Source organism: Tenacibaculum bernardetii (genome assembly GCF_029125915.1).
GTDB lineage: Bacteria > Bacteroidota > Bacteroidia > Flavobacteriales > Flavobacteriaceae > Polaribacter > Polaribacter bernardetii.
This window is the reverse complement of record NZ_JAQJCU010000001.1, coordinates 212771-227495: the sequence shown is the minus strand read 5'-3', so window position 1 is coordinate 227495 and position 14725 is coordinate 212771. Positions and strand designations below refer to the sequence as shown.

At 32.5% G+C, this 14725-nt stretch carries 9 protein-coding genes; 8 read left to right on the top strand and 1 reads right to left on the bottom strand.

What is annotated here, in order from left to right; all coding sequences use genetic code 11:
• Window positions 1-224: 224 nt before the first annotated feature.
• From rpoB to P2G10_RS01005, 3 genes are all read left to right on the top strand, one after another.
• Window positions 225-4037 (top strand): DNA-directed RNA polymerase subunit beta, encoded by a 3813-nt coding sequence (gene rpoB / locus P2G10_RS01015; RefSeq protein ID WP_218773114.1) that lies wholly within the window; start codon window positions 225-227, stop codon window positions 4035-4037.
• A gap of 107 nt (window positions 4038-4144) precedes the next feature.
• A complete protein-coding gene (gene rpoC, locus P2G10_RS01010) occupies window positions 4145-8416 on the top strand; it encodes a DNA-directed RNA polymerase subunit beta' (protein WP_218773113.1) in 4272 nt (1423 codons plus the stop codon).
• A gap of 54 nt (window positions 8417-8470) precedes the next feature.
• Window positions 8471-8779: a DUF3467 domain-containing protein gene (locus tag P2G10_RS01005; RefSeq protein ID WP_218773112.1), complete on the top strand. Its 309-nt coding sequence runs from the start codon at window positions 8471-8473 to the stop codon at window positions 8777-8779.
• 49 nt (window positions 8780-8828) lie between these two features.
• On the opposite strand, the gene P2G10_RS01000 is transcribed toward P2G10_RS01005, so the two are convergent.
• Window positions 8829-9515, bottom strand: a complete 687-nt coding sequence (locus P2G10_RS01000) for a Crp/Fnr family transcriptional regulator (RefSeq protein ID WP_275314880.1) — start codon at window positions 9513-9515, stop codon at window positions 8829-8831.
• Window positions 9516-9618: 103 nt separating this feature from the next.
• Between P2G10_RS01000 and P2G10_RS00995 the strand changes: the two genes are divergently transcribed.
• From P2G10_RS00995 to ccoS, 5 genes are all read left to right on the top strand, one after another.
• Entirely contained in the window at window positions 9619-11991 is a 2373-nt protein-coding gene (locus tag P2G10_RS00995) for a heavy metal translocating P-type ATPase (RefSeq protein WP_275314878.1), read from the top strand.
• Between the two features lie 39 nt (window positions 11992-12030).
• On the top strand, window positions 12031-12363 hold the full coding sequence (locus P2G10_RS00990; protein WP_275314876.1) for an AraC family ligand binding domain-containing protein: 333 nt from the start codon (window positions 12031-12033) through the stop codon (window positions 12361-12363).
• Between the two features lie 3 nt (window positions 12364-12366).
• Window positions 12367-13032 carry a deoxyribose-phosphate aldolase gene (gene deoC, locus P2G10_RS00985; RefSeq protein ID WP_275314874.1) on the top strand — a complete coding sequence of 222 codons (666 nt, stop codon included), beginning with the start codon at window positions 12367-12369 and terminating at the stop codon, window positions 13030-13032.
• The gene (hemN, locus tag P2G10_RS00980; protein ID WP_275314872.1) at window positions 13032-14393 is read left to right on the top strand and encodes an oxygen-independent coproporphyrinogen III oxidase; all 1362 of its coding nucleotides are present in this window, start codon (window positions 13032-13034) and stop codon (window positions 14391-14393) included. Before deoC ends, hemN begins: the two co-directional genes overlap by 1 nt.
• Window positions 14394-14512: 119 nt before the next feature.
• Window positions 14513-14680 carry a cbb3-type cytochrome oxidase assembly protein CcoS gene (gene ccoS / locus P2G10_RS00975; protein WP_218773106.1) on the top strand — a complete coding sequence of 56 codons (168 nt, stop codon included), beginning with the start codon at window positions 14513-14515 and terminating at the stop codon, window positions 14678-14680.
• Window positions 14681-14725 lie beyond the last annotated feature (45 nt).

Here is a 14725-nt window from a genome sequence, read left to right as displayed (position 1 = left end):
AGTTAAAACGGGATAAAACAATTAAGGTTTAGGTACTAGGAACTCATGTTTCTAGTCCTAAACCATTTTGTGTATATATTCGTTCTTTATTTTATTACTGTTTTAGACTAGTGATAATACGACTATAAAGAGCTGATTTTAAGTCAGCAAAGCAATTAAAATTGCATTATTGAAACGAAATAGTTTCAAAAAATAATATTTTTAATTTAAAAATAGCATCTCTTTTGGCAACGATAAACACTACTGAAAGAATTAACTTCGCATCATCGCAATTAGGTACCGACTATCCAGATTTTCTAGATATACAGGTAAAGTCATTCCAAGACTTTTTCCAATTGCAAACTAAAGCAGATGAGCGTGGTGAAGAAGGTTTGTACAAAACCTTCATGGATAACTTTCCGATTACAGATACACGTAATCAATTTGTATTAGAATTTTTAGACTACTTTGTAGATCCACCTAGATATAGCATTCAAGAATGTATAGAAAGAGGATTAACACATAGTGTACCATTAAAAGCAAGATTAAAGCTTTATTGTACAGATCCTGAACACGAAGATTTTGAAACAATTGTTCAAGATGTGTATTTAGGTACAATTCCTTACATGACTAATTCTGGTACCTTTATTATTAATGGTGCAGAAAGAGTTGTGGTTTCTCAGTTACACCGTTCACCTGGTGTTTTCTTTGGACAATCTTTCCACGCAAACGGAACCAAGTTATACTCTGCAAGAGTAATTCCTTTTAAAGGATCTTGGATAGAATTTGCAACTGATATCAATCAAGTAATGTACGCTTATATTGATAGAAAGAAAAAATTACCAGTAACTACGTTATTCAGAGCCATCGGTTTTGAAAGAGATAAAGATATATTAGAGATCTTTGATTTAGCGGAAGAAGTAAAAGTTTCTAAAGCAGGATTAAAGAAGGTATTAGGGCGTAAACTAGCAGCTAGAGTTTTAAAAACTTGGCATGAAGATTTCGTTGATGAGGATACAGGAGAAGTTGTATCTATTGAGCGTAACGAAATAGTTTTTGACCGTGATACTATCATAGAAAAAGAACATATTGATGAAATAATCGATGCAGGTGCTAAAACTATCTTATTGCATAAGGTAGATAATGACATGGCAGATTATGCAATCATTCACAATACATTACAGAAAGATCCTACCAATTCTGAAAAAGAAGCAGTAGAACACGTATATAGACAATTACGTAATGCTGAGCCGCCAGATGAGGAAACAGCAAGAGGAATTATTGAAAAATTATTCTTCTCTGAACAGCGTTATAGTTTAGGTGAAGTTGGTCGTTTTAGAATGAACACCAAATTACAGTTAAACGAACCAATTGATCAGAAGGTATTAACAAAAAATGATATTATTACGATTATCAAATACTTAATTGAGTTAATTAACTCGAAAGCAGAAGTAGATGATATCGACCACTTATCTAACCGTCGTGTAAGAACTGTTGGTGAACAATTAGCAGGTCAGTTTGGTGTAGGTTTAGCTCGTATGGCTCGTACTATTCGTGAAAGAATGAATGTACGTGATAACGAAGTATTTACTCCGATTGATTTAATTAATGCGAAGACATTGTCTTCAGTAATTAATTCGTTTTTTGGTACTAACCAGTTATCTCAATTTATGGATCAAACCAATCCATTAGCAGAGATTACGCACAAACGTCGTTTATCTGCACTAGGACCTGGAGGTTTATCTAGAGAAAGAGCAGGTTTTGAGGTTCGTGATGTTCACTATACACATTACGGTCGTTTATGTCCGATTGAAACGCCAGAAGGGCCGAACATTGGATTAATTTCATCTTTAGCTGTATTTGCAAAAGTTAATAATTTAGGTTTCATCGAAACGCCTTATAAAAAGGTAATAGAAGGAAACATCGAATTAGATCAAGAGCATATATATTTAAGTGCTGAAGAAGAAGAAGGAATGAAGTTTGCACAATCTAATCTAGAGATTAATGCAGATGGAGATTTTGTTGGAGATAAATTAATTTCACGTGAAGGGGGAGATTTCCCTGTAGTTACACCTACTGAGATTGATTACATGGATGTTGCTCCTAACCAGATAGCATCTATTTCAGCGTCGTTAATTCCTTTCTTAGAGCATGATGATGCCAACCGTGCATTAATGGGATCGAACATGATGCGTCAAGCAGTTCCATTATTACGTCCAGAATCACCAATTGTAGGTACAGGATTAGAGCGTAGAGTTGCTAAAGATTCTCGTATCTTAATCAATGCTGAAGGTGCTGGAGTTGTTGAGTATGTTGATGCTAATAAGATAAAAATTAAGTATGATAGAACTGATGAAGAGCGTTTAGTAAGCTTTGACTCTGATGATATTTCATATAACTTAATTAAGTTTAGAAAAACGAATCAAGGTACGAACATTAACCTTAAACCAATTGTAAAAGTTGGTGATAGAGTTGAAGAAGGTCAAGTACTTTGTGAAGGTTATGCAACACAAAAAGGAGAATTAGCTTTAGGAAGAAACATGAAAGTAGCCTTTATGCCTTGGAAAGGGTATAACTTTGAGGATGCGATTGTAATTTCTGAAAAAGTTGTTCGTGAAGATATTTTCACTTCTATACATATTGATGAATATTCTTTGGATGTTCGTGATACGAAATTAGGAGCTGAAGAATTAACAAACGATATTCCTAACGTTTCTGAAGAGGCTACAAAAGACTTAGATGAAAACGGAATGATTCGTATTGGAGCAGAGGTAAATCCTGGTGATATCTTAATTGGTAAAATTACACCAAAAGGAGAATCTGATCCAACTCCTGAAGAAAAATTATTAAGAGCTATCTTTGGTGACAAAGCAGGTGATGTAAAAGATGCATCATTAAAAGCTTCGCCATCATTAAGAGGTGTAGTAATTAATAAGAAATTATTCAAACGTGCTGTAAAAGATAAAACAAAACGTGCTCGTGATAAAGAAGCAATTGCAACTTTAGAGGCTTCTTATGTTCATAAGTTCGAAGATTTAAAAGATGTATTAATTGAAAAATTATTCAATTTAATTACAGGAAAAACGTCTCAAGGTGTATTTAATGATTTAGGAGAAGAGGTTTTACCAAAAGGTAAAAAATTCACTCAAAAAATGTTAAATTCTGTAGGTGATTTTACACACTTACACGGAACTTGGACGACAGATAAAGACTTAAATAGATTAGTTGTTGAATTAGTTCACAATTATAAAATTAAAGTTAACGATTTACAAGGTTCTTTACGTCGCGAGAAATTTACTATTTCAGTAGGGGACGAATTACCAGCAGGAATCTTAAAACTTGCAAAAATTTATGTTGCTAAAAAACGTAAATTAAAAGTAGGAGATAAGATGGCAGGACGTCACGGAAATAAAGGTATTATTGCTCGTATTGTAAGAGCAGAAGATATGCCTTTCTTAGAAGACGGAACACCAGTTGATATCGTATTAAATCCATTAGGAGTACCATCTCGTATGAATATTGGTCAGATTTATGAAACAGTTCTTGGATGGGCAGGTCAAAAATTAGATCAAAAGTATGCTACACCAATTTTTGATGGAGCAAACATCGATCAGATTAATGCCTTAACAGATGAAGCAGGAATTCCACGTTACGGACATACATATTTATATGATGGAGGTACAGGGAAACGTTTCGATCAACCAGCAACGGTAGGTATAATTTATATGATTAAGTTAGGTCACATGATTGAAGATAAGATGCATGCGCGTTCTATCGGACCTTACTCATTAATTACACAACAACCATTAGGAGGTAAAGCTCAGTTTGGTGGTCAGCGTTTTGGAGAGATGGAAGTTTGGGCACTTGAAGCATATGGTGCATCGAGTATCTTACGTGAGATCTTAACAGTGAAATCTGATGATGTATTAGGTAGAGCCAAAACTTACGAGGCAATCGTAAAAGGTGAAACTATGCCAGAACCAGGTTTACCAGAATCTTTTAACGTATTAATGCACGAACTGAAAGGTTTAGGATTAGACGTTAAATTAGAGGAATAACAAACAGTGAAATATTGGTAGGTAATTATTTTAATTACCTACCAATAAATCATTTTAAATATACGCTTCATTAGAGGCAAATTTTTAATTCGAATCCATTACTCATTATGGCAAGAAAGAACGAAAAATACACTGTTAAAAAGTTTAACAAAATTTCAATTGGTTTAGCATCACCAGAGTCTATTTTAGGCGCTTCAAGAGGTGAGGTTTTAAAACCAGAAACTATAAACTACCGTACACATAAACCAGAAAGAGATGGTTTATTCTGTGAACGTATCTTCGGTCCTGTAAAGGATTATGAATGTGCATGTGGTAAATACAAACGAATCCGTTATAAAGGAATTATTTGTGACCGATGTGGAGTAGAAGTTACTGAGAAAAAAGTACGTAGAGATAGAGTAGGTCACATTAATTTAGTGGTACCTGTAGCTCACATTTGGTATTTTAGATCATTACCTAACAAAATGGGATACCTTTTAGGTTTGCCATCAAAGAAGTTAGATATGATTATTTACTACGAACGTTATGTAGTAATTCAACCAGGTGACGCTAAAACTGTTGACGGAGAGCCATTACAAAAAATGGACTTCTTAACAGAAGAAGAGTATTTAGATATTTTAGATACACTTCCACAAGAAAATATGTATTTAGATGATACAGATCCTACGAAGTTTATTGCTAAAATGGGAGCTGAATGTTTAATTGATTTATTAGAAAGAATCGATTTAGAATCATTATCATTTGAATTACGTCACAAAGCAAATACAGAGACTTCTAAACAACGTAAAAACGAAGCTTTAAAACGTTTAAATGTTGTAGAAGCTTTTAGAGATTCTCAAAAAAATAGAGAAAACAACCCAGAGTGGATGATTATGAAGGCGGTACCAGTTATACCACCAGAATTACGTCCGTTAGTGCCATTAGATGGTGGTCGTTTTGCTACTTCAGATTTAAATGATTTATACCGTCGTGTAATTATCCGTAACAATCGTTTAAAGCGATTAATGGAAATTAAAGCACCAGAGGTTATTTTACGTAATGAGAAACGTATGTTACAAGAATCAGTAGATTCATTGTTTGATAACACACGTAAATCATCTGCAGTAAAAACTGAATCTAACAGACCATTAAAATCTTTATCTGATAGTTTAAAAGGTAAACAAGGTCGTTTCCGTCAAAACTTATTAGGTAAACGTGTTGATTATTCTGCACGTTCGGTAATTGTTGTTGGACCAGAATTAGCATTATCAGAATGTGGATTGCCAAAAGATATGGCAGCAGAATTATACAAACCTTTTGTTATTCGTAAGTTAATAGAAAGAGGTATTGTAAAAACTGTAAAATCTGCAAAGAAAATTATAGATAGAAAAGAACCTGTTGTTTGGGATATTTTAGAAAATGTAATTAAAGGGCATCCAGTTTTATTAAACCGTGCACCTACATTACACAGACTTGGTATACAAGCATTTCAACCAAAATTAATTGAAGGAAAAGCAATTAGATTACATCCACTTGCTTGTTCTGCCTTCAATGCCGATTTTGATGGGGATCAAATGGCAGTTCACTTACCATTAGGACCTGAAGCTATTTTAGAAGCACAGTTATTAATGTTAGGATCACACAATATCTTAAACCCTGCTAATGGTGCACCTATTACGGTACCATCTCAGGATATGGTATTAGGTCTTTATTACATGACTAAAGAAAGAAAGTCTACTCCAGAAGTGCCTATTAAAGGTGAAGGATTAACTTTCTATTCTCCAGAAGAGGTTATTATAGCCTTAAATGAAGAAAAAGTAGACTTAAATGCAGGTATTAAAGTTCGTACACACGATGTTGTAGATGGGCAAGACGTTACTAGAATTATAGCAACAACAGTTGGTAGAGTTTTATTTAACGAAAAAGTACCAAAAGCAGCTGGATATATCAATGAGGTTTTAACTAAAAAATCATTAAGAGGAATTATTGGAGGGATTTTAAAAGTTACCAACATTCCTGCTGTAGGAAGTTTCTTAGATGAAATTAAAAATATGGGATATAGATATGCCTTTGAAGGAGGTTTATCATTCTCATTAGGAGATATCATTATTCCAGAAGAAAAACATAGCATGATTGCAGAAGCTAATAAAGAAGTGGATGTAATTGTAGGAAACTACAACATGGGTATGTTAACACAAAAAGAACGTTATAACCAAGTAATTGATGTTTGGGGATCTACGAATAATAGATTAACAGAATTATCTATGAAGCGTTTACGTGAAGACCAACAAGGATTTAACTCAGTATTTATGATGTTAGATTCTGGAGCACGTGGATCTAAAGAGCAAATTCGTCAGTTAACAGGTATGCGTGGATTAATGGCAAAGCCTAAAAAATCGACAGCTGGTGGTGGAGAAATTATTGAGAATCCAATTCTTTCTAACTTTAAGGAAGGATTATCTATTCTTGAATACTTTATATCAACACACGGTGCACGTAAAGGATTAGCCGATACCGCATTAAAAACAGCCGATGCAGGATATTTAACACGTCGTTTAGTAGATGTATCTCAAGATGTAATCGTAAACGAAGTTGATTGTGGTACTTTAAGAGGGTTAGAAGTAGCTCCATTAAAGAAAAATGATGAAATCGTTGAATCTTTAAGTGATCGTATTTCAGGTCGTACATCATTACATAATGTTTATGCTCCAAACTCTGAAGATCTTTTAGTTGGTTCAGGTGAATTAATTACACCTAATTTAGCTGATAAGATTCAAGCATCAGGAATTGATAAAGTAGAAGTTCGTTCTGCATTAACATGTGAATCTCAAAGAGGTATTTGTGAAAAATGTTACGGACAATCTTTATCAACAGGTAAAAAAGTTCAAAGAGGTGAAGCAGTTGGTGTAATTGCAGCACAATCTATTGGAGAGCCTGGTACACAGTTAACATTACGTACATTCCACGTTGGTGGGGTTGCAGGTAACATTTCTGAAGAGAATAAGTTAATTGCAAAATTTGATGGTAAAGTTAAGATTGAAGATTTACGTACTGTAAATGGTAAAGATAGCGAAGGTAAAGAAATTGAAATCGTTATTTCACGTACAGCTGAAATCAAAATCATCGATAAAAAGACGGATATTGTATTAAGCACAAATATTATTCCTTATGGGTCGATTATCTTTAATAAAGATATAAAAACCATCAAAAAAGGAGATGCAGTATGTCAATGGGATCCATTTAACGGAGTTATCGTATCTGAATTTGATGGTAGAGTTAAGTTTGACAATTTAGAGCAAGGTATTAATTACTCTGTTGAAATTGATGAACAAACTGGTTTCCAAGAAAAGGTAATGATCGATTCTAAAAATAAGAAAATCATTGCTTCATTAATTATTGAAGATGCTGATGGTAATGCTTTACGTTCGTATAGTTTACCAGTAGGTGCTCACTTAATGGTTAGTGATGGCGACAAAGTAGCGTCTGGTCATACATTAGTTAAGATTCCACGTAAGTCTGGTAAAGCAGGGGATATTACAGGAGGTTTACCACGTGTAACAGAATTATTTGAAGCACGTAACCCGTCTAACCCAGCAGTAATTGCTCAGATTGATGGTGTAGTATCTTTCGGTAAAATTAAGCGTGGTAATCGTGAGATTATTATTGAATCTAAAACAGGAGATATTACTAAGTATTTAGTGAAATTATCTAACCAGATTTTAGTTCAAGAAAACGATTTCATTAAAGCAGGTATGCCGTTATCTGACGGAGCAACAACTCCTATAGATATTTTAAATATTAAAGGACCTTCTGCAGTACAAGAATACTTAGTAAACGAAATTCAAGAAGTATATCGTTTACAGGGTGTGAAAATTAATGACAAGCATTTCGAAGTAGTAGTTCGTCAAATGATGCGTAAAGTTAGAATTATTGATTCTGGAGATACTTTATTCTTAGAGAATCAATTAATTCACAAAAACGACTTTATTACAGATAACGATGCTATCTACGGAATGAAAGTTGTTGAAGATGCTGGAGACTCAGAGAATTTACAACCAGGTCAAATGGTTTCAGCTCGTCAATTAAGAGATGAAAACTCAATTTTACGTAGAGCAGATAAAAATTTAGTAGCCGCTCGTGATGCTCAGCCAGCAACAGCTGAACAAGTATTACAAGGTATTACTAGAGCTTCGTTACAAACGAAGTCGTTTATATCAGCAGCGTCATTCCAGGAAACGACTAAAGTATTAAACGAAGCCGCAGTAAACGGTAAAATAGATACCTTAGAAGGATTAAAAGAAAATGTAATTGTTGGTAAACGTATACCAGCAGGAACAGGAATGAGATCTTACGATCGTCAGATTGTTGGACCTAGTGATGAAATGGAGAAAAATTTATAATTTCTAATACAAAAGGCCTCTAAATTTTAGAGGTCTTTTTTTATAACTTATATTATGGAAGAAAATAAAGATCCACAATTAAATATTGAATTAGATCAGGATGTTGCTGAAGGAACATATAGTAACTTGGCAATTATTAATCATTCAGTGTCTGAATTTATAGTAGATTTTATAAACATAATGCCGGGTGTACCTAAGGCAAAAGTAAAATCGAGAATTATTTTAACACCGCAACATGCTAAAAGACTAACAAAGGCTTTGGCGGAAAATGTTAGAAAATTTGAACAAGCCCATGGTGAAATAAAAGATTATGAGCAAGTACCAATACCGATGAATTTTGGAGGAACAACCGGTGAAGCTTAAAAACTTAAAACGTCTATTATTAGACGTTTTTTTTGCTTTAAAAAGAAAATTAAAACCCTGTAGAAATATCTTTTAAACCTTTATTATCAAGTATAAAAACTTCCTTTCCTTTTAAATTGATTAATTTTTTCTTTTTAAATTCAGAAAGTAAACGAATTGCTGATTCGGTAGCTGTACCAATAATATTAGCAATATCTTCTCGAGATAAAAGTATATCTAAAGCTCCATTTTCATTTTTAGCAAATCTTTCATCAAGACTTAGCAATGTTGCAGCTAAACGTTGTTTAACAGTTTTTTGAGCCATATCAACAATAAAATTATCGGCTGATTTAAGAGATAAAGCCATGTTTTTAAGAATGTCCATTGTAAACTTAGGATTGCCTTCTAAATCCCTAACAATTTCTTCTTTAGGAATAAAACAAACTTCCATATCATTTACAGCAATAGCTTTTAAGTTAGAACTTTCATTATTTATTAAACTACGTTCACCTAGTATATCTCCTTTTCTTACCAAGTTTACAATCTGATCTCTACCGTTATCACTCATTTTAGAAACCTTACAAACACCGTCTTTAATACAAAAAACACCATTTATATGTTCCCCTTCTTCAAATAAAACCGATCCTTTTTTTATTGTTTTAGAAGTTTTACAACCAGCAATTCTAACTAATTCATCTTTTGTAAGAGATTTTAAAGAATTAAATTGACGAATAATGCATTGTTCACATTTGCTCATGTTAGCGGTCTGTTTAGGAGATTCAAATATAACTAAAAGCTGATAAATATCATGTTTTAATAAGTGATGATAGTAGATATTTGTACTAGGCAAAAGAGTAAATATGGAAAACACACTATGTTTTCATTGTGGTAACGAATGCGATACTGAAACTATCTTTGTAAAAGAAAAGTTTTTTTGTTGCAATGGATGTAAAACGGTTTTTGAAATTTTTTCAGAAAACGATTTAACCTGTTATTATGATTTTCAAAACAATCCAGGAGCTATTCCTGAAGAAATTAAAGGAAAATACGATTTTCTAGACAACGTAGCTATTGTTGATAAACTATTAGAGTTTAATGATGGTAACATACATGTTGTAAATTTATATATTCCACACATACATTGTAGTTCGTGTATTTGGGTATTAGAAAATTTACATAAGTTGCAAAGAAATGTTAGTGCTTCGCAAGTTGATTTTCCTAAAAAGACAGTACGGATCACGTATAATTCTGAAACCATTTCATTAAAAGAAATTGTAGTGCTGTTAAGCTCTATAGGCTACGAACCTTATATTAGTTTAGAGGATTATGAAGTAGGGAAAAAGAAAGTAGATAGAAGCTTGATTTATAAATTAGGCATCGCTGGTTTTTCTTTCGGAAACGTAATGTTTTTATCATTTCCAGAATATTTTGAAGTATCAGGTTTTTGGTTAGAGCACTATAAAGGAATCTTCCGTTGGTTAATGTTTGTATTCTCATTACCTGTAGTTTTTTATGCTGCGCAGGATTATTTTATTTCGGCTTATAAAGGGTTGCGTTCTAAAATTTTAAATATTGATGTTCCGATTGCTTTAGGTATTGCTGTTTTATTTATCCGAAGTTCGGCAGAGATTATTTTTGATTTGGGAACAGGTTTCTTTGACTCTTTAACAGGATTGGTTTTCTTTTTATTATTAGGGAAGTTTTTTCAGCAGAAAACCTACAATTTCTTGTCTTTTGAGCGTGATTATAAATCGTATTTTCCGATTGCTGTTACAAGGATTTCATCCGAAGGAAAAGAAGAAAATGTACAGATATATGACGTTGAAAAAGGAAATAGACTGCTAATTAGAAATCAAGAATTAATTCCCGTAGACGGAATTTTGATAAACGGTGATGCTAAAATTGATTATAGTTTTGTTACAGGAGAAGCAATTCCTGTATCAAAAAAATCAGGAGATAAATTATTCGCAGGGGGAAAACAATTATCTGGAATTATAGAAATGGAAGTTTTAACGTCGGTTTCACAGAGTTATTTAACACAATTATGGAGTAACGATGTGTTTAAAAAAGATAAAAATTCGTCTTTTAAAACATTAACAGATCGTATTAGTCAGCATTTTACAATTACAATATTATTAATCGCATTTATTGCTACTGCATTTTGGTTGTATTTTGATGCAAGTAAAGCGCTAAATGTATTTACGGCAGTGTTAATTATAGCGTGTCCGTGTGCCATTGCTTTAGCTGCACCGTTTACTTTAGGAAACATGTTGCGTATTTTAGGTAAGAAGAAATTTTATTTAAAAAATGCTACTGTGGTAGAGCAATTAGCAGCAATTGATAGTGTAATTTTTGATAAAACAGGAACTTTAACAACCAGTAAAGAAAATGAAATTGACTATAAAGGTGTTGAGTTGTCATCCGAAGAAAAAGCACTATTAAAAAGTACGTTGCGAGCTTCAAACCATCCTTTAAGTAGAATGTTATACGGTTCTTTAAAAGAAGAAATGATTTCTGTGACCAATTTTAAAGAGTTTACAGGAAAAGGAATTGAAGCTACATCAAAAGAAACCAAAATAAGAGTTGGCTCTTCTTCTTTTGTGAAAAAGACGGAAGAACAAATTAATCTAGATACCTCTGTTCATATTCGTGTGAATGATGAATATAAAGGAAAGTATATTTTTAAAAATGCCTATAGAAACGGTGTTGGAGATTTGTTTTCTGAATTAAATTCCAACTATAATTTAGCTGTTGTTTCTGGTGATAATGAAGGAGAAAAGAAATATTTAGAAACGTTGTTACCAAAAAACACTTCGTTTTTATTCAATCAAAAGCCAGCAAATAAATTGCATTATGTGGAAGAATTACAAAATAAAGGAGCGCATGTAATTATGATTGGTGACGGACTTAATGATGCAGGGGCCTTGGCACAGAGTAATGTCGGAATTTCATTGTCAGAAAACATCAATGTGTTTTCACCTGCTTGCGATGCTATTTTAGATGCTTCTAAATTCGATCAAATAGCGAGTTATATGAAAGTTTCAAAAAAAGCAATTAAAATAATTAAGTATAGCTTTATACTTTCTTTATGTTATAATTTAATAGGATTGTATTTTGCAACAACAGGTCAGTTAAAACCTGTAATCGCAGCAATTTTAATGCCTTTAAGTTCTATTAGTATTGTGGTATTTACAACTGTTGCAACAAATTTATTAGGAAGAAAAATAAAATAGTAATTACCAAATCCGTAATGGATATTTAATAAAAAATATATGAAGATAGCATCATTTTTAGAAGAGGTAAATTTCAATGAAAATAAGCCAGCAGTGTCATTATTACTGGATACTGATTTTTCGAAAGAAATACGAATAGTATTCAAAAAAGGACAGATAATGAAAGACCATCAGGCGCCATTTGCTATTATTGTTCAGGTATTAAAAGGTTGTATTGATTTTGGTTTAGAAGGAGAAATAAAACAATTAAATACAGGTGATTTAATTTCATTAGAACCAAAAATAATTCATAATCTTACAGCTGTAGAAGAGAGTGTTGTGCGATTAACTTTATCGAAATTAGACACTATAAAGAGAGTTAAAAACATATAAATTATGCAAATAAATAAATATATAGATCATACACTACTAAAAGCAACAGCAACAAGAAGTGAAATTATTCAATTGTGTAGTGAAGCAAAGGAACATGCTTTTTATGCCGTTTGTGTAAACGGATCGTATGTTAAATTAGTAAAAGAAGAGTTGCAAAACACGAATGTGAAAATTGCGGCTGTAATCGGATTTCCGTTAGGAGCGATGACTACAGAAGTAAAAGTTTTTGAAGCACAAAATTGTATTGAAAACGGAGCATCAGAAATTGATATGGTTATTAATATAGGTAAATTACTAGATGGCGAAATTGCGTATGTTGAAAATGAGATTAGATTGATAAAAGAAACTATTGGTAAAAACACATTAAAAGTGATTTTTGAAAATTGTTATTTATCAAAAGGACAAATTAAAGAGGTATCGAAATTAGCGGTTAATGCAGGAGCAGATTTTATAAAAACATCTACGGGGTTTGGAACAAGCGGAGCAATTACAACTGATATTCAAATAATGAAAGAAGTTACGAATGATAACGTGCAAATTAAAGCTGCAGGCGGAGTAAGAGACAAAGAAACAGCAGAAAAATATATTAATATGGGAGTTACTCGTTTAGGAACTTCATCGGGTGTTTCACTGGTTACCAAAGGAATTGCAGAAAAAAAACAATATTAATGAATTCACTTATACAAAAATATAATATTCCGGGTCCAAGATATACAAGTTATCCAACGGTTCCGTATTGGGATAATGAATCGTTTTCGAAAGAAAACTGGATTGAAACATTTAAAAAATCATTTATACAAAGTAACGCTACAGAAGGAATTAGTATTTATATCCATTTACCTTTTTGCGAAAGTTTATGCACATTTTGTGCCTGTCATAAACACATTACAAAACGTCATGAAGTGGAAGAAGATTATATAGACACTGTTTTAAAAGAATGGAATTTATATACTGATTTAGTAGATGAAACACCTATTATAAAAGAGATTCATTTAGGTGGAGGAACACCAACTTTTTTTTCAAAAGAACAGTTAAAAAAACTTATTGATGGATTATTTGTTAACGCAAAAAGACATGAGAATTACGAATTTAGTTTTGAAGGTCACCCTAATAATACGACAAAAGAACAACTACAAACCTTGTTTGATGTTGGCTTTACACGTGTAAGTTATGGTGTACAAGATTATAATGAGAAAGTACAAAAAGCCATTCATAGAGTGCAGCCTTTTGAAAATGTGGAGAAAGTAACGCGTTGGGCAAGAGAAATAGGATATACATCTGTTAGTCACGACTTAATTTTCGGATTACCATTTCAAACTAAAGAAAATGTAATTCACACGATTAATAAAACGAAAGAATTACAGCCCGATAGAATTTCTTTTTACAGTTATGCGCACGTGCCATGGGTAAAAGGTGTTGGTCAACGAGGCTTTAACGAACAAGATTTACCAAAAAATGAAGAGAAGCGTAAACTGTACGAAATAGGAAAAGAGCTATTTGCCGAAATGGGCTATGTAGAAATAGGAATGGATCATTTTGCACTAAAATCAGACAGTTTATATAGAGCTACTCAAGAAAAAACATTGCACCGTAATTTTATGGGGTATACTGCCAATAAAACACAATTAATGATTGGTTTAGGAATGTCGGCAATATCAGATTCTTGGTACGGATTCGCACAGAATGTAAAAACGGTAAAAGAATATCAAAAAATAGTAAATGAAGGAGAAATCCCTGTTTTTAGAGGGCATGTTTTATCCGAAGAAGATTTAATTATCCGAAAGCATATTTTAAATATTATGTGTCATTTTTCCACTTCGTGGGATGCTGAGCATTTACAGGTTAAGAATATTGATGTTCTTTTAGAGAAATTACAAGAAATGCAATCAGACGGTTTGGTTTCTATAGCAGGAAATACTTTAAAGGTTCCTGAAAAAGCAAGACCATATGTGCGTAATATTTGTATGGCGTTCGATAAAAGATTACATAAGAATAAGCCAGAAACGAAGTTGTTTTCAATGACTATTTAATTATATAACTCGAAGAAATTCTTCGAGTTTTTTTATTTTAAAAATAACGAAACATGACAAATGTCATATTTTAAGAAAAGCTTCACAAGTATCTTTGATGTATAATTATCAGGCAAGATATGAGCGTTATTTACTTACTACTTACACTAAGTATTTTAGTGGCATTAATTTTTTTTATTGCATTTATTGTTTCAGTAAAAAATGGGCAGTACGATGATTCGTACACGCCATCTGTTCGTATGCTTTTTGATGACGAATTGGTCAAAGATGAAACAAAAAAGTCTTAGACTGTTTTTATGAAAATGAATAAAAAAAACTAACAATAGATATTA

What these genes read in the sequence shown, in the direction of transcription:
- rpoC (WP_218773113.1), top strand. Translation starts at nt 4,145, where the DNA reads ATGGCAAGAAAGAACGAAAAATACACTGTTAAAAAGTTTAACAAAATT.
- P2G10_RS01005 (WP_218773112.1), top strand. Translation starts at nt 8,471, where the DNA reads ATGGAAGAAAATAAAGATCCACAATTAAATATTGAATTAGATCAGGAT.
- P2G10_RS01000 (WP_275314880.1), bottom strand. Translation starts at nt 9,515, where the DNA reads ATGAGCAAATGTGAACAATGCATTATTCGTCAATTTAATTCTTTAAAA.
- P2G10_RS00995 (WP_275314878.1), top strand. Translation starts at nt 9,619, where the DNA reads ATGGAAAACACACTATGTTTTCATTGTGGTAACGAATGCGATACTGAA.
- P2G10_RS00990 (WP_275314876.1), top strand. Translation starts at nt 12,031, where the DNA reads ATGAAGATAGCATCATTTTTAGAAGAGGTAAATTTCAATGAAAATAAG.
- deoC (WP_275314874.1), top strand. Translation starts at nt 12,367, where the DNA reads ATGCAAATAAATAAATATATAGATCATACACTACTAAAAGCAACAGCA.
- hemN (WP_275314872.1), top strand. Translation starts at nt 13,032, where the DNA reads ATGAATTCACTTATACAAAAATATAATATTCCGGGTCCAAGATATACA.
- ccoS (WP_218773106.1), top strand. Translation starts at nt 14,513, where the DNA reads ATGAGCGTTATTTACTTACTACTTACACTAAGTATTTTAGTGGCATTA.